Origin of the sequence: Mycobacterium paragordonae, assembly GCF_003614435.1 — a bacterium.
Classification (GTDB): domain Bacteria; phylum Actinomycetota; class Actinomycetes; order Mycobacteriales; family Mycobacteriaceae; genus Mycobacterium; species Mycobacterium paragordonae.
The window spans coordinates 4536078-4556775 of the sequence record NZ_CP025546.1; the positions used below are offsets into that span (position 1 = coordinate 4536078).

At 68.1% G+C, this 20698-nt stretch carries 17 protein-coding genes; 6 read left to right on the forward strand and 11 right to left on the reverse strand.

Translation table 11 applies throughout. The features are described 5' to 3' along the window. Nucleotides 1-40 precede the first annotated feature (40 nt). Nucleotides 41-697 (forward strand): DJ-1/PfpI family protein, encoded by a 657-nt coding sequence (locus C0J29_RS20510; RefSeq protein WP_065042561.1) that lies wholly within the window; start codon nucleotides 41-43, stop codon nucleotides 695-697. Nucleotide 698: 1 nt separating this feature from the next. Then, the gene (locus tag C0J29_RS20515) at nucleotides 699-1016 is read left to right on the forward strand and encodes a hypothetical protein (protein WP_065042560.1); all 318 of its coding nucleotides are present in this window, start codon (nucleotides 699-701) and stop codon (nucleotides 1014-1016) included. Here C0J29_RS20515 and era read toward each other — a convergent pair. From era to hrcA, 8 genes are all read right to left on the reverse strand, one after another. Beyond that, nucleotides 1005-1904, reverse strand: a complete 900-nt coding sequence (gene era / locus C0J29_RS20520; protein WP_065163489.1) for a GTPase Era — start codon at nucleotides 1902-1904, stop codon at nucleotides 1005-1007. The genes C0J29_RS20515 and era overlap by 12 nt on opposite strands. A gap of 73 nt (nucleotides 1905-1977) precedes the next feature. Next, on the reverse strand, nucleotides 1978-3261 hold the full coding sequence (locus tag C0J29_RS20525) for a hemolysin family protein (RefSeq protein ID WP_120793404.1): 1284 nt from the start codon (nucleotides 3259-3261) through the stop codon (nucleotides 1978-1980). Continuing rightward, the gene (gene ybeY, locus C0J29_RS20530) at nucleotides 3258-3794 is read right to left on the reverse strand and encodes an rRNA maturation RNase YbeY (RefSeq protein WP_065042557.1); all 537 of its coding nucleotides are present in this window, start codon (nucleotides 3792-3794) and stop codon (nucleotides 3258-3260) included. The genes C0J29_RS20525 and ybeY overlap by 4 nt, the downstream gene beginning before the upstream one ends. A gap of 18 nt (nucleotides 3795-3812) precedes the next feature. Beyond that, nucleotides 3813-4871, reverse strand: coding sequence for a PhoH family protein (locus C0J29_RS20535; protein WP_065163490.1), 1059 nt, complete (start codon nucleotides 4869-4871; stop codon nucleotides 3813-3815). A gap of 110 nt (nucleotides 4872-4981) precedes the next feature. Next, nucleotides 4982-5506: a nuclear transport factor 2 family protein gene (locus C0J29_RS20540; protein ID WP_082994212.1), complete on the reverse strand. Its 525-nt coding sequence runs from the start codon at nucleotides 5504-5506 to the stop codon at nucleotides 4982-4984. Then, complete coding sequence (locus C0J29_RS20545; protein ID WP_120793405.1) at nucleotides 5499-6281, reverse strand: 16S rRNA (uracil(1498)-N(3))-methyltransferase; 783 nt, start codon at nucleotides 6279-6281, stop codon at nucleotides 5499-5501. The genes C0J29_RS20540 and C0J29_RS20545 overlap by 8 nt, the downstream gene beginning before the upstream one ends. 15 nt (nucleotides 6282-6296) lie before the next feature. Then, the gene (gene dnaJ / locus C0J29_RS20550) at nucleotides 6297-7448 is read right to left on the reverse strand and encodes a molecular chaperone DnaJ (RefSeq protein ID WP_120793406.1); all 1152 of its coding nucleotides are present in this window, start codon (nucleotides 7446-7448) and stop codon (nucleotides 6297-6299) included. Between the two features lie 71 nt (nucleotides 7449-7519). Then, entirely contained in the window at nucleotides 7520-8551 is a 1032-nt protein-coding gene (gene hrcA / locus C0J29_RS20555; RefSeq protein WP_065042552.1) for a heat-inducible transcriptional repressor HrcA, read from the reverse strand. A gap of 179 nt (nucleotides 8552-8730) precedes the next feature. On the opposite strand from hrcA, the gene C0J29_RS20560 reads away from it, so the two are divergent. The 3 genes from C0J29_RS20560 (at nucleotide 8731) to C0J29_RS20570 (ending at nucleotide 10579) form a co-directional block, all read left to right on the forward strand. Next, the gene (locus C0J29_RS20560; protein ID WP_065042551.1) at nucleotides 8731-9039 is read left to right on the forward strand and encodes a type II toxin-antitoxin system VapB family antitoxin; all 309 of its coding nucleotides are present in this window, start codon (nucleotides 8731-8733) and stop codon (nucleotides 9037-9039) included. A gap of 84 nt (nucleotides 9040-9123) precedes the next feature. Next, on the forward strand, nucleotides 9124-9723 hold the full coding sequence (locus C0J29_RS20565) for a carboxymuconolactone decarboxylase family protein (protein WP_120793407.1): 600 nt from the start codon (nucleotides 9124-9126) through the stop codon (nucleotides 9721-9723). Next, nucleotides 9707-10579 carry a sigma-70 family RNA polymerase sigma factor gene (locus tag C0J29_RS20570; RefSeq protein ID WP_120793408.1) on the forward strand — a complete coding sequence of 291 codons (873 nt, stop codon included), beginning with the start codon at nucleotides 9707-9709 and terminating at the stop codon, nucleotides 10577-10579. Before C0J29_RS20565 ends, C0J29_RS20570 begins: the two co-directional genes overlap by 17 nt. Nucleotides 10580-10594: 15 nt before the next feature. On the opposite strand, the gene C0J29_RS20575 is transcribed toward C0J29_RS20570, so the two are convergent. Beyond that, entirely contained in the window at nucleotides 10595-11095 is a 501-nt protein-coding gene (locus tag C0J29_RS20575) for an MTB12 family secreted protein (protein ID WP_120794861.1), read from the reverse strand. 189 nt (nucleotides 11096-11284) lie between these two features. On the opposite strand from C0J29_RS20575, the gene C0J29_RS20580 reads away from it, so the two are divergent. Further along, on the forward strand, nucleotides 11285-12655 hold the full coding sequence (locus C0J29_RS20580; protein WP_120793409.1) for a SagB family peptide dehydrogenase: 1371 nt from the start codon (nucleotides 11285-11287) through the stop codon (nucleotides 12653-12655). Here the strand turns inward: C0J29_RS20580 and C0J29_RS20585 are convergent. Next, entirely contained in the window at nucleotides 12652-16152 is a 3501-nt protein-coding gene (locus C0J29_RS20585; protein WP_120794862.1) for a non-ribosomal peptide synthetase, read from the reverse strand. The two genes, C0J29_RS20580 and C0J29_RS20585, sit on opposite strands and share 4 nt — an antisense overlap. 20 nt (nucleotides 16153-16172) lie before the next feature. Continuing rightward, nucleotides 16173-20696, reverse strand: coding sequence for a non-ribosomal peptide synthetase (locus C0J29_RS20590; RefSeq protein WP_120793410.1), 4524 nt, complete (start codon nucleotides 20694-20696; stop codon nucleotides 16173-16175). Between the last annotated feature and the right edge of the window lie 2 nt (nucleotides 20697-20698).

Below are 20698 nucleotides of genomic sequence, written 5' to 3' on the forward strand. Positions count from 1 at the left end.
CCACTGGTCCAGAACGCCGCTGACGACCAACATTGCCGGAATGCAGGCGCAGATAGTGCTTTACGACGGCTTCGACCCGCTGGATGTCATCGGCCCTTTCGAAATACTGGCCGCAGGCAGCGAATTCGTCGGGGGCGAACTGGCCGTGTCGCTGGTCTCCGCGCAGGGTGCTCGCAGCGTGCCCAGCGGGACCCTCGGCCTGACGCTGCCCGCCACCGGGGCGCTCGATCCGGATAAGGCGGGTTGCGTGCTGGTGCCCGGTGCCAGCGGCCCGATCGCCGGTGACCCCGATGAGGGCGTCGAGACCATCCCGGTGTTGCTGGCACGGGCGGCCGGCACGGAGTTGAGCCCGTTGTTGGCCAAGGCTTTTCAGAATCCGGAGATCACGATGGCCACCGTCTGCGGGGGGTCGGTGATCATGGCGATGGCGGGATTGATCGAGGGGCGCCACGCGGTGACGCATCACCTGGGCCTGGACTTGCTGGACGCGGCCGGGGTCAACGCGGTGGCGGCCCGCGTGGTCGACGACGGCGACCTGGTCTCCTCGGGCGGGGTGACGTCCGGGCTGGACCTGGCGCTGCATCTGCTGGACCGCTGGTATGGCCCACGGATCGCGCATGCCGTCGAAGAGCTTTTCGAGTACGAGCGGCGAGGCATCGTGTGGCGCAATACCGGCCGGGAACCACAGGAGGTTTGAGTTGAGCATCGAAGGCGACTGGGACGTGACGATCAAGACGCCGATCGGCACTCTCGAGGTGCACTACGTGTTCACCCAGGGTCCGGCGGGTCTCACCGGAACCGCCACCTACAAGGAAGAAACCGTTGCACTGCAGGATGTTTCGAGTGCACCCGAGCAGGCGGGCACGCGGTTCACCTGGCGGCAATCGGTGCGCAGGCCGATGCGGCTGAACCTGGATTTCGATGTCGTGCAGGACGGCGACACGCTGACCGGGCATTCCCGAGCCGGCCGGCTACCGCGCTCGGCCGTGGCCGGCAGACGTCGTCTAAAAGCCTAGCCGGCCAAGTTGTTTGGGATCCCGTTGCCAGTTCTTGGCGACCTTGACCCGCAGGTCCAGGTAGACCTTGGTCCCGAGTAGCTTCTCGATCTGGTTGCGGGCCGCGGTCCCCACTTCCCGCAGCCGGGCGCCACCCTTGCCGATGACGATGCCCTTCTGGCTGTCCCGCTCCACAAAGAGCACCGCATGCACGTCGATCAGGTCGTCACGGTCCTCCCGCGGGTTGACCTCCTCGATGACCACCGCCAGCGAGTGCGGCAATTCGTCGCGCACCCCCTCGAGCGCGGCCTCGCGGATCAGCTCGGCCATCAGTACCTCTTCGGGTTCGTCGGTGAGCTCACCGTCGGGGTAGTACGCCGGGCCGGGCGGCAACGCGGCCGCAAGGACGTCGATCAGCACGTCGACCTGGTCTCCGGAAACGGCTGACACAGGCACGATTTCGGCGGCATCGGGGACCAGCTCGCTGACCGCGACCAGCTGGGCGGCCACCCGGTCTCTGGGTACCTTGTCGATCTTGGTCACGATCGCCACCAGGGTGGTCTTCGGCGCCAGGGCGCGGATCTGCTCGACGATCCAGCGGTCACCCGGGCCGATCGGCTCGTCGGCCGGTATGCACAGCCCGATCACGTCGACCTCGGTGTAGGTGTCGCGAACCAGGTCGTTGAGCCGCTTGCCCAGCAGGGTGCGAGGCCGGTGCAGACCGGGGGTGTCGACGAGGATGATCTGGAAGTCTTCGCGGTGCACGATGCCGCGGATGGTGTGCCGGGTGGTCTGCGGGCGCATCGAGGTGATCGCCACTTTCGCGCCCACCAGCGCATTGGTCAGCGTCGACTTGCCGGTGTTGGGACGGCCAATGAAACACACAAAGCCCGAACGGAATTCGCTCACGCCGCGTCCTTCGCCGAGCGTGATCTCACGGCAGTTTCCGGCGCAAATTCCCGCCGTGGGTTCACGTTCGGCGTCACTCGTCCTCCTCGGTTTCCACCGGACTCAGCAGCACCGTGCCGATCCGCACCCGGCCCCGGTGATCGCGGCCGCCTTCGGCCTGCAGGCGCAGACCGTGCGAGACCACCTCCGCGCCGGGCAGCGGGACGCGCCCCAGTTCCAATGCCAACAGACCGCCGACGGTGTCGACGTCGAGATCGTCGTCGAACTGCACCCCGTACAGCTCGCCCACATCCTCGATCGGCAGCCGTGCCGAGACCCGGAAGCGCTTGTCCCCCAGTTCTTCTACCGGCGCCGTCTCGGCCTGATCATATTCATCGGCGATCTCGCCGACGATCTCCTCGAGCACATCCTCGATGCTCACCAGGCCCGCGATCGCGCCGTACTCGTCGACCAGCAGCGCCATGTGGTTGCGGTCGCGCTGCATCTCGCGCAGCAGTGCGTCCAGGGGCTTGGAGTCCGGCACGAACACCGCCGGCCGCATCACCTGCGCGACGGTGCTGCCCCGGCCGCGGTCGGATGAATAAAAGATGTGCCGCACCAGGTCTTTCAGGTAGACGACACCGAGAATGTCGTCGACGTTCTCACCGATCACCGGGATCCGGGAATACCCGCTGCGCACCGCCAGGGCCATCGCCTGGCTCGGTGACTTGTCGCCCTCGATCCAGATCATCTCGGTGCGCGGGACCATCACCTCCCGCGCCGGGGTGTCGCCGAGCTCGAAAACGGACTCGATCATGCGGCGCTCGTCAGCGGCCACCACACCGCGCTGCTGCGCCAGGTCGACGACTTCGCGCAGCTCGATCTCGGAGGCGAACGGCCCGTTGCGGAAGCCGCGGCCCGGGGTGAGCGCGTTACCCAACAGCACCAGCACCCGGCTGATCGGCATCAGCAGCCATGAAACCGCTTGTAGCGGAAGGGCGGTCGCCAGCGAGATGGAATAGGCATGCTGGCGGCCGAGGGTGCGCGGGCCCACGCCGATGACGACGAAGCTGGTGACCACCATGATCGCCGCGGCCCAGAACAGGCCCCAGCCCACGCTGAGTTGCTGCTGAAAATAGACCGCCAGCAGTGCGGTCGCGGTGATCTCGCAGACGATGCGCAGCAGCACCACCAGGTTGATGTAGCGCGGCCGGTCGGCCATCACCTTCAGCAACGACCTGGCCCCGGGCCGCTCGTCGCGGACCAACTCGTGCACCCGCGCCAGCGACACGGTGTTGATGGCGGCATCCAGCCCAGCGAACAACCCGCCCAGACCGATCAGCACGATCACGCCGAGCAGCTGATAAAAGCTGGTCACGGCTGGTCGAAAAACCTTGACTTGTCCAGCAGCCGGCGGTCCCGTTCGTGCTGCCGGTCGTGCTGGTACGCCTCGACCTGGTCGGCCACCCACTCCTCGAGCAGCCGGTCCTGCAGGGCGAACATCTCCCGCTCTTCGTCGGGTTCGCCGTGGTCGTAGCCGAGCAGATGCAGCACACCGTGGATGGTGAGCAACGCCAGTTCGTGCCCGAGGCTGTGGCCTGCCGCGGCGGCCTGTTCGGCGGCGAACTCCGGGCACAGCACGATGTCGCCCAGCATGGCCGGGCCCGGCTCCGGCGCATCGGGGCGACCACCCGGCTCGAGCTCATCCATCGGGAAGCTCATCACGTCCGTCGGGCCGGGCAGGTCCATCCAGCGCATGTGCAGATCGGCCATGGCCGCGGTGTCCAGCAGCACCATGGACAACTCGGCCGCCGGGTTGACGTCCATCCGGGCGATGACGAATTTCGCGACGCTGACCAGTTCGGTTTCGGAGACGTCGATGCCCGACTCGTTGGATACCTCGATGCTCATAAGACGCTCACGCACTCATCATCGACGATTGCGGCTGCCGGATGCCCGCCGAGCCGCCCGGTTCAGGCCGGAGCCGGGCTCCTCGTACCGGGCATAGGCGTCGACGATCTCCGACACCAGCCGGTGCCGGACGACGTCCTGGCTGGTCAGCTCGGCGATCTCGATGTCCTCGATGTCCTCGAGGATGCCGACCGCCGCCCGCAGCCCTGATTGCGCGCCGCCGGGCAGATCGATCTGCGTGACGTCCCCGGTGATCACCATCTTCGAGCCGAAACCCAGCCGGGTCAGGAACATCTTCATCTGTTCGGCAGTGGTGTTCTGTGCCTCGTCGAGCACTATGAACGCGTCGTTCAGCGAGCGGCCCCGCATGTAGGCCAGCGGCGCCACCTCGATGACCCCGGCCGACATCAGCTTCGGGATCAGCTCGGGGTCCATCATGTCGTAGAGCGCGTCATACAGCGGGCGCAGATACGGGTCGATCTTCTCGCTCAGCGTGCCGGGCAGAAAGCCAAGGCGCTCACCGGCTTCCACCGCGGGGCGGGTCAGGATGATCCGGGTGACCTGCTTGGTCTGCAGCGCGTGCACGGCCTTGGCCATGGCCAGATAGGTCTTGCCGGTACCGGCCGGGCCGATGCCGAACACGATGGTGTTGGCGTCGATCGCGTCGACGTAACGCTTCTGGTTGAGCGTCTTGGGCCGGATGGTCTTGCCGCGGCGGGACAAGATGTCGAGCGTGAGCACCTCGGCCGGCGATTCGTTGCCGGTACCGGTCAGCATGGCCACGCTGTGCCGCACCACCTCGGGCGTCAGCGCCTGGCCCCTGGACACGATCGCCACCAGTTCGGAGACGGCCCGTTCGGCCAGCGCGACGTCGCCCGGCTCACCGGACAGGCTGACCGTGTTACCCCGTACATGCAGTTTGGCCTTAAGGGCGCGTTCCAGGGCGCGCAGATTCTCATCGGCCCTGCCGAGCAGGCCCACCACGAGGTCGGGCGGAACATCGATGCTGCTGCGAACTTGGGCGTCGGACTGCCTGGCTACACCAGTTTCAGCGGCGCGGGTCTCGCGGGGCGTCACGTGGTTTCTGCTGCCTGCTTTCTGGCGTATGGGGCTTGGTTGAAACGACCGGCTCAGTCTACCGCCGTCGGGTGACCGCTTCCCAGGGATTACCGCCTCCGACCGGCTTCTCAGCGGGCTAGCAGGGTGTTTGCCGGGAGATCCTTATTCAGCACCTTGTGCGCCTGGGCGACGCCGGTGACCGGCAACGAACTCCCGTCCAGCAGACCGATCTGCACCAGCAGCGAAGCCTGATCCCAATAGATCCGCTCGTAGGCCACCCGGGGCCCGTCGAAGCCCATCACCACCACCAACGGCAGCAGCACCGGGCGACCGGTGGGCGCCACACCGGGCAGAAAGGTCGGCATCGCGATGTCGTGGGTGAACGAAATGACCATCTCTTCGACCACTCGGTCGGCGCCGACGGTGCGGGAGACCGGCGTGATGGTCGTGTCGTCGGGCCAGTGCCCGATGAAGTACCTGTCGTAGAAGTCAGCCACCGCCGCGCCGCCGACCCCGCCCATCATGGTGGGGACGTGATTGACGAACGGGTCTGCCGTCATAGTGGCCATGGTCGCCTGAACATCCTTGGCGACGAACTCGCTGGCGACGTGCTCGTCGAAGACCACACTCAAATCGTCCGCGGCGCTACTCATTACCGTCCCTTTCGCCGTCGAGTGGTGGTGCGTCCCAGCGCGAGGTGAGCACGCCCAGCGCACCCAGTGCCACCGCGGCGGCGGTCGAGGTGCGCAGCACGGTGGGTCCCAGGCGCACCGTGACGGCGCCCGCTCCGATCAGCGCCGTGATCTCCGCAGGCGCGATTCCACCCTCGGGGCCGACCACCAGCATCACCGAGTTCGCCTGCGCCACAGGAATATCGGCAACACGCTCGGTCGCCGACTCGTGCAGCGCCAGCACCAAGCCACCGGCGGCGACCTCGGCGCGCACCCGCTCGGTCAGCGCCGCGGTGGACAGCACCCCATCGACCGGCGGGATGTGTGCCCGACGGGACTGCCGCGCGGCCGAACGGGCCACCGCCCGCCACCGGCGCAGGCCCTTGTCGACGCGCGCGCCTTCCCATATCGCGACACAGCGCGCCGCCCGCCAGGCCACGAATGCGTCGGCTCCGGCCTCGGTGGCCAATTCGACGGCGAGTTCGGACCGGTCGGATTTGGGCAGGGCCTGCACGACGGTCACCGGCGGGGTGCTGCCCGGCAGGGTCCAGCGGGCTTGCACACGGGCCCGAAGTCCTTCGCGCCCAGCCTGTTCCACCAGGCAGCGGGCCAGGCCGCCGGCGCCGTCACCGAGCACCAATTCCTCACCGGGACGGATCCGCCGGACGGTGGCCGCGTGAAAGCCTTCGTCGCCGTCCACCACGGCCAACCCGCCGACGTCGGGCAGCGCACCGACGTAGAACAGCGTGGCTACCATGCGAGCCCCGAAAGGTCAGCGGCCGGTGAAGGTTTCGCGCAGGCGGCTGAACAGCCCACCGTTGTTGGCATGCGACGAGCGGACCTCGGCGACGTCGCGGTTGCGGCGGGTCTTGAGCTCGCGCAGGAGTTCGGTGTCGTGGTGGTCGAGCCTCGTAGGGACCACCACCTCGACGTGCACGTGCAGGTCGCCTCGGCTGCTGGACCGCAGATGCGGCATACCGCGGCCGCGCAGCGTGATCACCGCGCCGGGCTGCGTGCCGGGCGGAATGACGATCTCGCTGGTTCCGTCCAGGATGGCGTCCAGGCTGACGCTGACGCCCAGTGCGGCGTCGACCATCGGCACCGACACCGTGCAGTGCAGGTCGTCGCCCTCCCGGGCGAAAATGTCGTGAGCCTGCTCGTGCACCTCGACGTAGAGGTCGCCGGCCGGTCCACCGCCGGGGCCCACCTCACCCTGTGCGGCGAGCCGGACCCGCATGCCCTCGGCGACGCCGGCCGGGATCTTGACGGTGATGTCGCGGCGGGCACGCACCCGCCCGTCGCCCATGCATTGGTAGCACGGATCGGGAATCACCACGCCGACGCCGCGGCAGGTGGGGCACGGCCGCGACGTCAGCATCTGACCCAGCAGCGAACGCTGGACGGTCTGCACCTCACCACGACCGGCGCAGGTGTCACAGGGCACGGGTGCGGAGTCGCCGTTGGTGCCCTTGCCCTGGCACCGGTCGCACAACACCGCGGTGTCGACGGTGACCTGCTTGGTGACCCCGGTTGCACACTCCTCGAGGTCCAGCCGCATCCGCAGCAGGGAGTCCGAACCCGGCCGCACCCGGCCGATCGGGCCACGCCCCGCGCCGCCGCCGAAACCCCCGCCCCCGCCGAAGAACGCCTCGAAGACGTCACCGAGACCGCCGAAGCCGCCGAACCCGCCGCCGCCGGCGGCAGCGTTCTCCAGCGGGTCGCCGCCCAGGTCGACGATGCGGCGCTTCTCCGGATCGCTCAGCACTTCGTACGCGACGCTGATGTCCTTGAACCGCGCCTGCGCTTCCTCGTCGGGATTGACGTCGGGGTGCAGTTCGCGCGCCAGCTTGCGGTAGGCGCGTTTGATCTCCGCGTCGTTGGCGCCTTTGCCGACGCCGAGTAGCCCGTAGTAATCGCGTGCCACGATTCGCCTTTCTAGGCTGTTAGTGGCCGCCCGTCAGGCGGCCATCCAAAAATTCTGCAGCGGGTGCGCGCTCATCGAGCACCCAGAACTTCGCCGATATACATAGCAACCGCGGCAACGCTGGCCATAGTTCCCGGATAGTCCATGCGCGTGGGTCCCAACACACCCATACCGCCGTAGACGGTGTCGTTGGTGCCGTAGGCGGTGGACACCATCGAGGTGCCGACCATCTGCTCGGCCTCCGTCTCATGACCGATGCGCACCGTGACCTTGCCCGCCTCCTGCTGGGCCGCAAGTAGCCGCAGCACCACGACCTGCTCTTCCAGCGCCTCCAGAACCGAGCGCAGCGAGCCACCGAAATCAGCGGCGTTGCGGGTCAGGTTCGCGGTGCCGCCCAGCAGCAGGCGTTCCTCGGTGTGCTCGACCAGCGATTCGAGTAACACCGTCGCCGAGCGACCGACGGCATCTCCCAGCCCGTCCCCGCCGTGCAGTCCCCCGGCCAGGTCGGCCACCGCGACCGAGGCTGCGGTGAGCCGCTTGCCCACCAGCGCCTGACCGAGCATCTCCCGCAGTTGGGAGAGCTGGTGGTCCTCGATGACGTCGCCGAGTTCGACGATGCGCTGATCCACGCGGCCGGAGTCGGTGATGACCACCATCAACAGCCGGGCCGGGGTCAGCGCAATGACTTCCAGGTGACGCACGGTGGATGTGGACAGCGTCGGGTACTGAACCACGGCCACCTGGCGGGTTAGCTGGGCCAGTAACCGAACCGCGCGGCGCAGCACGTCGTCCAGATCGACGCCGGATTCCAGGAAGCCCTGAATCGCGCGCCGTTCCGCCGACGACAGCGGCTTGACGTCGTCGAGGCGGTCGACGAACTCCCGGTAGCCCTTCTCGGTGGGGACCCGCCCGGAGCTGGTGTGCGGCTGAGTGATGTAACCCTCGGCCTCGAGTACCGCCATGTCGTTGCGGATGGTCGCGCTGGATACGCCCAGGTTGTGGCGCTCCACCAGCGACTTGGATCCGATCGGTTCGTGCGTGGCGACGAAGTCGGCGACGATGGCGTGCAAAACCTGAAAGCGACGCTCGTCCGCGCTACTCATTGCCCATCACCCCCATCTCCATGTACCCGGCCGCGTTCATTTTACGGTCTCAACCGGATCTGACCTGCCAACGGCCGATCCGTGGCTAACACCCCACCGGTCGGGCGCGGCAGATAGCCTTTGCAGGTGGTCCGGTCGAGGAGCACGTCGAGCCGTAACCCAGGCGAAAGCGACTGTCGATGATTTTCAAGGGCGTGCGCGAGGGCAAGCCGTATCCCGAGCACGGGCTGTCCTACCGGGACTGGTCGCAGATCCCGCCGCAGCAGATCCGTCTGGATGAACTCGTCACCACCACGACCGTGCTGGCCCTGGACCGCCTGCTGTCGGAGGACTCCACCTTCTATGGAGACCTTTTCCCGCACGCGGTGAAGTGGCGCGGCATCATCTATCTCGAGGACGGCCTGCACCGTGCGGTGCGTGCTGCGCTGCGTAACCGGGTGGTGCTGCACGCCCGGGTCTACGACATGGACATGGCCGTTCCCAACTGACAGGCCCGACTAACCGGTCACGTTTTCAGGCTGCGGTGTGTCGATCCAAGTAAGGGGCTGGACGACACGCACGGGAGGTACGCCATGAAACCCCGACTCACCGGAGTGAGCGACCGCGACGCCGGGCTCGGTGCCCGGATTGCCTTCTTTTTCACCAGGCGCCGTTTCAAGCAGATGACCGGACGCGAAACCGCCACGATGCTGGAGCCGCTGCGCATGTATGCGCACGTCCCTCACCTGCTGAGGGCCTACGGGAAGCTGGAGCAGGCCGAGGCGAAGCTGGACATCCTCAGCCCGCGCCAGCGGGCGCTGGCCGAATTGAAGTCGGCGACGACGGCGCGCTGCGAGTTCTGCATCGACCTCGGCTCGCAGATCGCCCGCGGACTGGGATTCACCGACGAGGAGCTGCTGGCGCTCTCGGATTACCGGGACGCCTCCTGTTTCTCCGATGTCGAGAAACTCATCCTGGACTACGCCACGGCGATCACGCGCACGCCCGTCGAGGTCAGCGACGAGTTGTTCGACGCGCTGCACGTGCACTTCAACACCGCCCAACTGGTCGCGCTGACGCACATCGCCACCCTGGGCAACCTGCGGGCCCGGTTCAACCTGGCGCTGGGCATCGGTTCATCGGGTCTCTCCGACGGCATGGTCTGCGCGCTGCCCGATGCCGGCCGTGGCTGACGCCGCCGCCCTGGCGGAGCGCTTCGAGAGCGCCCGGCCTCAGTTGCGCGCCATCGCCTACCGCATGCTGGGGTCCGTCGATGACGCCGAGGACGCGGTTCAGGAAGCCTGGCTGCGACTGAGCACCAGCGCGGCCGAAGACATCGCCAACCTGGACGCATGGCTGACCACGGTGGTGGCCCGGATCTGCCTCAACACCTTGCGGGCCCGCCGCGTGCGGGCCGGCGAAGAGCTGGTCGCGCACTTGCCGGACCCGTTGGTCGACTCACCCGGCGAGTTCGACCCCGAACACCGGGCGCTGCTGGCCGACGCGGTCGGCATGGCGCTGTTCGTGGTGGTGGACACGCTGCAGCCCGATGAGCGGCTGGCGTTCGTTCTGCATGACGCGTTCGCGGTCCCGTTCGACCAGATCGCGCCGATCGTCGACAGAACGCCGGAGGCGACCCGCAAACTGGCCAGCCGCGCGCGGCGGCGCATCCAGGAATCCAGGCCCGATCCCGACGGCGACCTGGCGACGCAGCGCGAGGTCGTTGCCGCGTTCTTCGCCGCCGGCCGCAGCGGCGACTTCGACCGGCTGGTCGCGGTGCTGCACCCGGACGTGATGTTGCGCGGCGACTTCGGCGCCGGCGCGCCCGGCTTCCGCGCGCAGGGCGCAGCCCGGGTAGCCGAGCTGGCCCACGGCTACGCCGGGCCGGAGCGGGAGGTGCGCCCCGCGACCGTCAACGGCGCCGCCGGCGCGGTCATCGTGGTCGCCGGCCGGCCGGTCGCGCTGATGGGATTCGTGGTCCGCGAGCATCGGATCGCCGCGATCGACGTGCTGGCCGACCCCGAGCGCCTGGCCAAGCTCGACTGGTAGCCGAGCACACGCGGGTCAGCGCGAGGCGGCCTGCAGGAGGTCCATCGCGGAGCCGCGCGACAGCACCCAACTGCCCTGGTTGACGAAGGTGACGCTCTGGGTGACCGGGGGCGAGAGCTTGGGACCGGAAATCGACACGTCGGCGGTGGCCGAATTGGCCGCGGCCGGCTGGATGTTCGCCACGCTGAACGACAACGGCAGATCGCCGTTCTTTGCGGCCTTCTTCAGCTGGTGGTCGGCGATGTGCGCCTCGGTGCCGCCGATTCCGCCCTCGACCAGGTCACTCTTGTTGGCGAACGGCACATTCGGGTCCGCGAGGCTGGTGAGGATGCCGGTCAGTTGGGCGGAGGTGGGCACGCCCGCCGGCGCCGGCGCCGGGTCCTGCGGGAGCGGCGCACCGAAAACGACGGGCTGCACCTGGTAGCCGACCGGGCCGGCGAACGCCGTGGCTCCGGCCGCGGCGGCGCCGATCGCGGCGACGGCCGCGGCGCCGATGGCCAGTGACTTGATGGTCATGGGATCCCCCTCGTATTCGCGCTGAGCGTTCCGGACATCGGTGTGCCGCACCGCTCGCGTGTGTTGTATTTGTGCACCTTGTGACTGATGTTTCGTTTGGTAGCGTGTCTATGTTACGTCCACGCTGCCGCCGACTCGATTGCACCGGCTGTGCCGCAGCTGTGCGGGAGCTATGAATCCGGGGGCCGAATGTTCGCCAGCAGATACCCGGATGAAACGAGGTTCGCGTTTCGCCCCGGCGTCACCTGCATGACCACCGGCGCCGGAGCGGTGCTGCTGAAGCCTCCGCACAGTGAGAAGCTGGCCCGGCTGAGCGCCCAGCAGATGACGGCGCTGAAGACCCTGAACCTCGGACCGGCGACGGTGACGGAGCTGGCCGGGGCGGGTGCGGCACGCGAGATCGACGCGCTGATCGACCACCTGGCCAACCGCGGCTATCTGACCGTCACGGCTTGCGCTGAGGGGACGGATCTCTACTCGCTGATTCCGTTCGGTCAGCCGCCGGCGCGCCCCGAACCGACCCCCGACGGCTCCACGGTGATGTCGAAATTTGCTGTGCTGCACAGTGATTCAGCTGGTCTGGTTTTGGAGAATCCGCTGGGCTGGTGTGATGTGCGCATCCATCAGCCACGGCTGCTCCCGCTGCTGGGTGGCCGCGCCTCGGACTGTCCCGATCTGCCGGCGCCCCTCGTGACGCAGTTCATCGCCGATCTGCACTGGGCCGGGGCACTTGTCCGCCCCGACGACGAGACCTCGTTCGAGGCACAGAGCTGGGCCGCACCCGATCTGTGGTTTCATCGCCGCAGCACTCTCGGCCAGCGCATCGTCACGTGGGACGACTTCGGTCCGACGAAATGGGCGAAGGGCCGCTTCCCGCAACCACCGGGACGCCGCACACCCTATCCAGGTGAACCGGTCGTCCTGCCGGTCCCCGACCTGAACGCCCGGCGCTCGCAGGACCCGCCGCTGGCGGCCGTCATCGAAGACCGGGTCACCACAAGGGCATTCGACGACGAGCGGCCCATCACCGCCGGGCAACTGGGCGAGCTGCTCTACCGCACCGCGCGGACGCGCAGTACCCAGGCGGTAGACGCGGGCGAGGAACTGCTGTCCCGGCCGTACCCGGCCGGCGGGGGCCTCTACGAACTGGAGATCTACCCGGTGGTGCGCAGCGTCACCGGCCTGGAACCTGGTGTGTACCACTACGACTCGTTCGACCACGCGCTGCACCCGGTCGCCGCCGCTGACGCGCCGGCCACCGCCCAGCTGACCAGGCCGGCCGCGGCGACCCTGTCCGGCGGCGCCGAGCCGCAGGTCTTGCTCGTCATCGCGGCACGCGGCGGCCGGGTGATGTGGACCTACGAGCAGATCGCCTACGCCACCATCCTCAAGAATGTCGGCGTTCTGATGCAGACGATCTACCTGGCGGCCACCGCGATGGGTCTCGGCGTTTGCGCACAAGGCTTTTCGGACACCGCGGCGTTCACTGCCGCCACCGGGGTCGACGAGCGCCAGGAGTGCAGCGTCGGCAGCATCATCGTCGGCTCGCGAACTCCCTAACCCTCCGCCATTACTTCGTCATCGGTCAACGCCGCGACGTCGAGGTAGTGGCGTGCGATCACGGCCAGTCGGTGCGGGGTGCCCCGCGCCGCCTCCCGGTTCTCCAGCCGGGCGGCCAGGCCCGCGACGGTCCGGGTGGCGAAGAAATCGGTGACCACCGCATGATCGATGTCCAGCCACTCACGGACCCGCCCGATGACGGCGGTGGCCAGCACCGAATCGCCCCCGAGGGCAAAGAAATCATCATGCACACCAACGGCTTTCGGATCATCGACTCCCAGCGCCTCGGCTACGATGTCGGCCAACGCGGTTTCGAGATCGGTGCGCGGAGCGGTGTCCCGGTCCGGGTGCTGTGGTTGCAGCAGCGCGACGACGGCGCGGCGGTCCAGTTTGCCGTTGGGCGTCAACGGGATTCGCTCGAGCACCTCGATGCGGGCCGGGATCATGTAACCCGGTAGCAGGCCGGCGACGGCTTCGGTGAGGTCCCCGGTGCTCTCACCCGCCGGGCCGCCCGCCGGGTCACCCGCGATGGCCGCGACCAGCACGGGCGCGTTGGCGCCGACGACGGCCGCCACGGCGTGGTGCACGCCGGGGATGCTACGCAGTGCGTTCTCCACCTCACCCAGTTCGACGCGGTAGCCGCGGATCTGCACCTGATGGTCGGCGCGGCCGAGAAATTCGACGGTGCCGTCCGGCCAGTACCGCGCGGTGTCGCCCGTCTTGTACCAGCGGATGCCGTCGTGCTCGACGAAACGTTCCGACGTGCGTCGGGGATCGTGGCGGTAACCCGCTGCGACATTCGCACCGCCCACCCAGAGTTCACCGGGCACCCAGTCCAGACAGTCGCGGCCGGACGGCGACACCACCCGACACCGGACGTTGCGCAACGGCACACCGAACGGCACCGTGGCCCAATGCGCCGGTGGTTCACCGACCACCTCGCAGACCGTGCTGTGGATCGCGGTCTCCGTTGCTCCGCCCAGGCCGGCGAACCGGCAGTCGGGAGCCACCTTTCGCAGCCGGCGGGCCAACTCGGCACCTACCCAGTCACCGCCGAGCAGCACCGCCCGCAGTGACTCGCCAAGACGGCGCGCTCCGGCCGCCAGGATCATGTCGAGGATGCCCGGAACACAGTTGAGGATCGAAACCTGGTGTCGGCGAATCATCTCCACCCAGGCATCGGCGGCACCCGCCTGGCCGGCGTCGACGACGGCGACCGCACCGCCGACGGAGAACATGCCGAAGATGTCGTAGACGGACAGATCGAACTCCAGGGCAGAGACCCCAAGCGCCCGATCCGTCTCGCCGACATCGAACCACTCGTTGACGGCGTCGATGGTGTTCATCGCTGCGCTGTGCGGCACTTCCACCCCTTTGGGCATACCGGTCGACCCGGACGTGAACAGCACATAGGCGATGGCGCCGGTGTCTGGTAAAACCGCCTCGGTCAACGGTTCCCGATAATTCCGCGCGGCGTCGATGCAGACACACGGTATGTCCGGACCGAAGTCGGCGCCCTCGACGGTCAGCGCCGCGACGACGTCGGCGGTCTGAAGTATCCTGGCCCGGCGCTCATCCGGTTGCTCGTGGCCGATCGGCACGTACGTCGCGCCAGCGGCGAGCACCCCGAGCACGGCCGGGATCTGGTCCCGCCCCTTGGGTAATTGGATCGCGACGGCATCGCCGGGTCTTACCCCGCAGGCCCGCAGCGCGCCGGCCACCGCGAGTGAGCTCTCGGACAACTCCCGGTAACTCCAGGCGCCGGCCTCTCCGCCGAACCCCCACATCACGGCCGGGTCATCGGGGTGCTTGTCAGCATGCTCGAAAAAGCCCTGATGCAAACACCGTCCGCTGACTGGGCCGTCCGTCGCGTTGACGGCCGCCCGCACCTTCGCCTGCGCGCACGGCAGCCGCACCGCGGCCTCGGCATCCCAGCCCGCCGCACCGTCAGTCAGGCGCCCGACGGCCTCGGTGAACCTGGCGAACATGGCGTCCACCATGCCTGCAGGAAACGCGAACTCCCTGACGTCCCAATTGATCAACAGCCCGCCGCGCAGTTCGGTGATCTGGACGTCCAGCAACACCTGCGGCCCCTGCGAAATGATCCACACCGGTTCACCGAATGTCTCGATGACGGTGTCCGAGAACAATTCGCCGAGATCAAGGGCACTGGTGAAGACCACCGGCGCCAGCACCGGTTCGCCCCGCTGCCGACCCAGGTCGCGCAGCACCTCCAGGCCGGAATAGGATGCGTGCGAACCACTTTCGTACATGCTGCGCTGCACGGCGCGGGCCCGGTCGGCCACCGACATGTTCTCACTGACGTCGACCTCGAGCATGATCGACGACGTGAAATCCCCTATCACCCGGTCGATGTCGGGGTGCACCGATTCGCGATGAAACAGCGGCACATTGAGCAGGAACCGGTCCTGTGCGGACCATCCGCCGATGGTGTCGGCGAAGACCGCGGCCAGGGCCACGGCCGGCGTGACACCGCGAGCGTGGGCGCCGGAAACCAGCCGGCCCTTGGCTTCCGGCGTCAGCCAATGATCGTAGCGAACGGTGCGCCGGGTCGACCCCCGATCGCTCACCGGCGCCGCGGGAAGTTCGGGTGCTCCGGGCATTTCGGGCAGACGGCGCTGCCACCACTGGCGATCCCGCTCCCGCATCCCGTCACCATCCCGGCGCTGTTCGGCCTCGATGCGGTAGCGCTGATAGCTGTATCCGGGAGCCGACGGCTCGGCCCCGCGATAGAGTCCGGCCAGCTCGGACATCAGCACGCGGTAACTCATCGCGTCACCGGCGAGCATGTCGACATCCAGGTGCAACCGGCACCGGTCCTCGTCGTAGCGGGTCAATGTGACGTCGATGACCTGGCCCTCGTCAATCGCCAACCGCTGATGCGTCTTTCGGTCCCGGATGGCTGCCAGCGCGGCGTCGGCGGCCGGCCGGCCCTGACCACGCAAATCCACCACGTCAAACACCGGGCGGCCCGGTCGTGGCATCGTCTGCTGAGTTCCGTCCGGCAGGAACCGGGTTCGGAGCATGGCATGGGTGGCGACGAGATCGTCCACCGCCCGCTCGAGTCGCACCGGATCGATTGCGCTGCCGTCGAATTCGACGTACAGATGTGCCGCCACCCCGCCCAGTTCCTGCTCGTCGGATCGGCCGATCCAGTACGCGTGCTGCATCGGAGCCAACGGGAACGGGGCGTCGTCGACAAGCGCCGGTTCGGCTTGGACCGGCGGGGCGGGGTCCGCCGGTTGTCCGCTGAGCAGGGCGTGCCACGAGTCGACCGTGGGGTGTGCCGCCAGCTCGGCAAAGGTGACGGCGGCACCGCGCTTACGCCAGCCGCCGGCCATCGCCATCATGCGGATCGAGTTGAGTCCCAGTTGAATGAGATCATCATGGTCTGTGACGTCTTCGGCTGGGCAGCCGAGTTGGGCCGCGATCGTGGCCTTGATCTCGTCCCTGGTGATCGGTTCTCCGTCAAGCACGTTGAGCTGACCCTCCCTTCTCAGGCCGTGGCTTCCAGCCCGGCGGCCAGCGCCGCCAGGGTGCGCTGCCACAGCTGTGTCAGGCGATCGATCTCGGCCGGGGTGAACATAGCTTCGCTCCACAGGACGGTGTTGACGAGTTGCTGACCGGCCGGTGTGCCGCGGACCAGCAGGCTCATGTTCAGCGCGAAACGCAGCGGCAGCTCCGGCTCGGGATCGACGGGCAAAGCGTCGATTTCGTGTCCGTCGATCAGAGTCCACGGTTCGTCGGTCACCACGCCGAGGTCCAGGCGACCCAGGTAGTTGAACAACACCTGGGGCTCGACCGCCTCCTGCAACTCCGGGACGCGAGCGACGTGACGAAGCAACCCGTAATCCAGACCGTCGTAGGGAACGGCGTCGAGGTGAGCGGTCACCGAGTCCAGCAGTGTGCGGGCCACTCCGGGCGTCGCCTCGAGCCGCTCGACATCGACGGCGGCCGCACCCGTTCCCAGCCGCACGGGGAACGCCGACGTGAACCAGCCCACGGTGTTCGTGGTGTCGGTGTCGAGCAGGGCATCGGCGCGACCGTGACTGTCCAGCGCGATCAGTGCGCCGCCGGACGGATCCTGCGATCGCAGCCGTCGCCAGCTGGCCAGCATGACCGTCACTGCGCATAAAAGGATTTCGCGCATCCGGTCATGGCGGCTCAGGGTGGCCACCAGCCGCTCGCTGACATCCACCGGCGTCACCACGTTGCTCACGCGCAGCGTCGACCAGGTGTCCCGGGTCGGGTCGGGGCGGCGTGCACCCAGAGCGGGATCGGCCTCGCTCAGCTGCGCACCCCAATAGTCGCGTTGGGCGATGACCTCCGGTGCCGTCGCACGGTCCCACATCAACTCCGACCACCGCCGGTAGGAAGTGAACTCCGGCAATGCCTTCGGTGCGGCACCCGCGCGTACCGATCGCCACCCCTCCGAGATGTCGCTGAGCAGAATGTGCCAGGACACCACGTCGACCACCAGGTGGTGGATGGTCAACAGCAGCATCTGGTGGTCCGCCGCGCCGTCGAACCACACCGCTCGGACCATGTCGCCGGTGCGCGGATCGATCTCGTCTATCGCCCGGCGCGCCGCGCTCCGCACCAGCGTGGCCACATCGGTACCGGTAGGGACGTCGACCCGCGAGAGCAGTCCGGGCGCGGACACCACACCGGGTTCCCGGGTGACCAGACGAGCACCGTCGGGCGTATCGGTCAGGATCGATCGCAGCGACTCGTGCCCGTCGAGTATCAGCTGCAGCAGTTGCTCTATCGCCGGGCGATCGATGCCGGCGGGTAGCCGCAGCAGAACGGTATTCGTGAAGCGCCGGTAGTTGCCGTGCTCGTTCACCCAGGTCACGATCGGAAGCGGCGGCACTTCACCGTATTCGGGGCCGTACCCGGAAACCTCCGGGGCCGCTGCGTCCGCCGCGTCGATCGCGGCGGCCAGCTCACGAATTGTGGGCGCGGTGAACACCATTCGCGGGCTCAACGCGAGCCCGCGCCGCCTGGCCTTGTGCACCAGGCCGATTGCGACGATGCTGTCCAGCCCGAGCACGAAGAAGTCTTCGTCCAGGTGCGGTGTCACGCCGTTGAACTGTTCTGCGAACAGCTCGCTCAGTACACGTTCGGTGTCGGTGGTCGGTGCCACCGGGCCGCGGGCACCCTGGGCGAGTTCGTCGTGCGCCAACCGGTCGAGTGCGTGACCGTCCAATTTGCCGTTGGCATTGACCGGCATCCGGGGAAGCGCCACGATACGCGCCGGGACCATGTACACCGGCAGTTGCTCGGCGAGAGCCGTTCGCAGTGCGTGCGGGTCGGCCTGCGTATCCTGCTGCCAGACAACGAAACTGACCAGCGTCGCACCGCCGGCCCGCCGCACCACGGACACGGCCGCATCGTGGACGCCGGGCTGGGATCGAAGTGCGCCTTCGATCTCGCCGATTTCCACCCGGTAGCCGCGGATCTTGACCTGGTTGTCGCCGCGTCCGAGATAGGCCAGACCGCGGTGCGGCAGGCGGCGCACCAGGTCACCGGTGCGGTACATGCGTTGTCCGGGCCGGAACGGGTCGGCCACGAAGCGGGCCGCCGTCATGGCCGGCTGACCGACGTAACCGCGAGTCAGCTGGTTGCCCGACAGGTAGAGCTCGCCCACGACGCCGTGTGGAACGACGCGTAACGCCGAATCCAGGACGTAGCAGAGTGTTCCGGCGTTGGCCGTCCCGATGGTCGGAGCCGGGTACTCGCGCACGCCGGCCACCACGGCCTCGACGGTCGCTTCGGTGGGCCCGTAGCAGTTGTACACGGCACCGGCCGACAACTCACAAAGCTGCTGCCACAGCACGCTGTTGATGGCTTCACCGCCGAGTGCCAGCACCGCGAGCTCCGGCAGTCCCGCGGCCCGCAACTGGACGAGCATCGAAGGAGTCGTGTCGATCATGTCGATCTGATGATCGGCCATCCCCTGCACGAGTCGGTCCGCGTCGCGCATCTCCTCGGCGTCGAACAGATGGATTCCGTGTCCGTCGAGCAGTCCAACCATGGGCTGCCATGAGGCGTCGAAGCTCATGGACCAGGCATGTGCGATGCGCATCGGGCGGCCCAGGCGCTGCCGCGCCGGCCGGTAGACGCGGTCGCGGTGGTCGGCGAAGTAGCTGACCAACGCGCCGTGCGTGCCGATGACTCCCTTCGGCTCACCGGTGGACCCGGAGGTGAAGATGACGTATGCGCTGTGCCCGGGATGGCGGGCCACGACCGGGGCGGCGGCGGCACGCTGCGAAATGCGTTCGGCCACCACCGGATCATCGAGCACCAGGCTCGGGATCGGGCCTTCGATGAGTTCCGAACCAGCGGCGTCGGTGATCGCCAACGCCGGGTTCGCCTGACGCAGCATGGATTCGACTCGCGCAGCCGGCAGGCTGACGTCCACCGGGAGGTAGGCGGCACCGGCGCCGAGCACGCCGAGAACCGACACGATGGATCGCACCGAGCGGCGCACCATCAGTGCGACAACGTTTTCCGGGCCGATCCTCCGCTCCCCCAGTTCGCCGGCCAGGCGCGCCGCGTCGGCGTGCAGTTCGGCGTAGGTCCAGCGGCCGCCATCGCTGGTGGTCAGGGCGACAGCCTCCGGTGCGGCCCGCGCCTGGCGTTCGAACAGTTCCCACACCGTGGCTTCCGGTGGCGACACCGACAGCGCATGGCCGTCGCCGCCCGCACGCTCCGCCTCGGTCAGGACATCCAGCGCCTCGGGCGTTCGGTCGCCGATGTCGGGCAGTTGGCGCAGCACCGCGACCAGGCGCTCGCAGATCTGTGCCCCCGAAAGGTGCGGCAGCGCTGCCCCGATCACCTCGACCACCACGATCAATCGGTCGTCGATCAGATGCGACACCACGGTCAACGGGTAGTGCGTCAGGCTCTCGCCGGCAACCGGGCAGAACCGTGCACCGTCGGCGGTGGTCACCGCCCGGACGGCGTCCTGCAGCGGAGCGTTCTCGAACACGAACAGGGTGTCGAACAACGCGCCGGAGCCGTGCGCGCGCTGCAATTCCGACAGACTCAGGTAACCGATGCCCCGCATCGCCGACGAATCACGTTGCAGCTCAACGCATTGCTCAACCACCGATACCGTGCCGCGCACCGTGTGCGCCACCGGAACGGTGTTGATGAACATTCCGACCATCGTCTCGACGCCGGGCAGCTGCTCCGGGCGTCCGGAGACCACGGTGCCGAAAACGACGTCCCGGCGGTCAGTCAGCCGGCTGAGCACGACCGCCCAGGCGAACATCACGGCGGTGTTGAGCGTCAGCCCGTTGCGTCCCGCCCAGTCCCGCAGCCTGCTGGTGTCGCGGGCCGGCAGCAGCACCTCCGATTTTTCCGGAACGCCAGCCGCAGAAGTGTTTTCGGCCAGCATCAGTGGCGCGGAGACATCGTGCAGATACTTCGCCCACTCGGCGGTGGCCGCCGCCCTGTCCTGCGTCGCGAGCCAGGCGATGTAGTCGCGGTACGGGCGCGGGGCGGGGAGACCGTCGGCGCGACCTCCCGCCTGATAGATCGCGAGCATCTCGGTGAAGAACACGCCGAGGCCCCAACCGTCCACCAGGATGTGGTGGGCGGTGACGATCATCCGGCGCCTGGTCTCGCCGGGCACGGTGAGCAGCACCACGCGGAGCGCCGGACCTCGACTCAGCTCGAAGGGGCGGTATCGCTCCGAGCGGGCGATCGCATCGAATTCCTCTGGTGCGGCGGCCCGTTCAGACCAGGGCAGCTCCGCGTGGGCGGGCACGATCTGGACCGGTCTGGGCACGTCGCGATCCCAGAAGGCGGCCCGCAGGTTCGGGTGCCGCACCAGCATCGCCGCCGCGCTGCGGCGCAACAGCTCGACGTCCACCGGGCCGTCGATGTCGACGACGATCTGCATCGTGTAGATGTCGAGGCTGTCCTGCGCGAGGCGGGACAGCGCGAACAGCCCTTCCTGTAATGGACTGAGCGCCAGAACATCCTCGATCTGCGGTGGGGCGGAAGTCACGG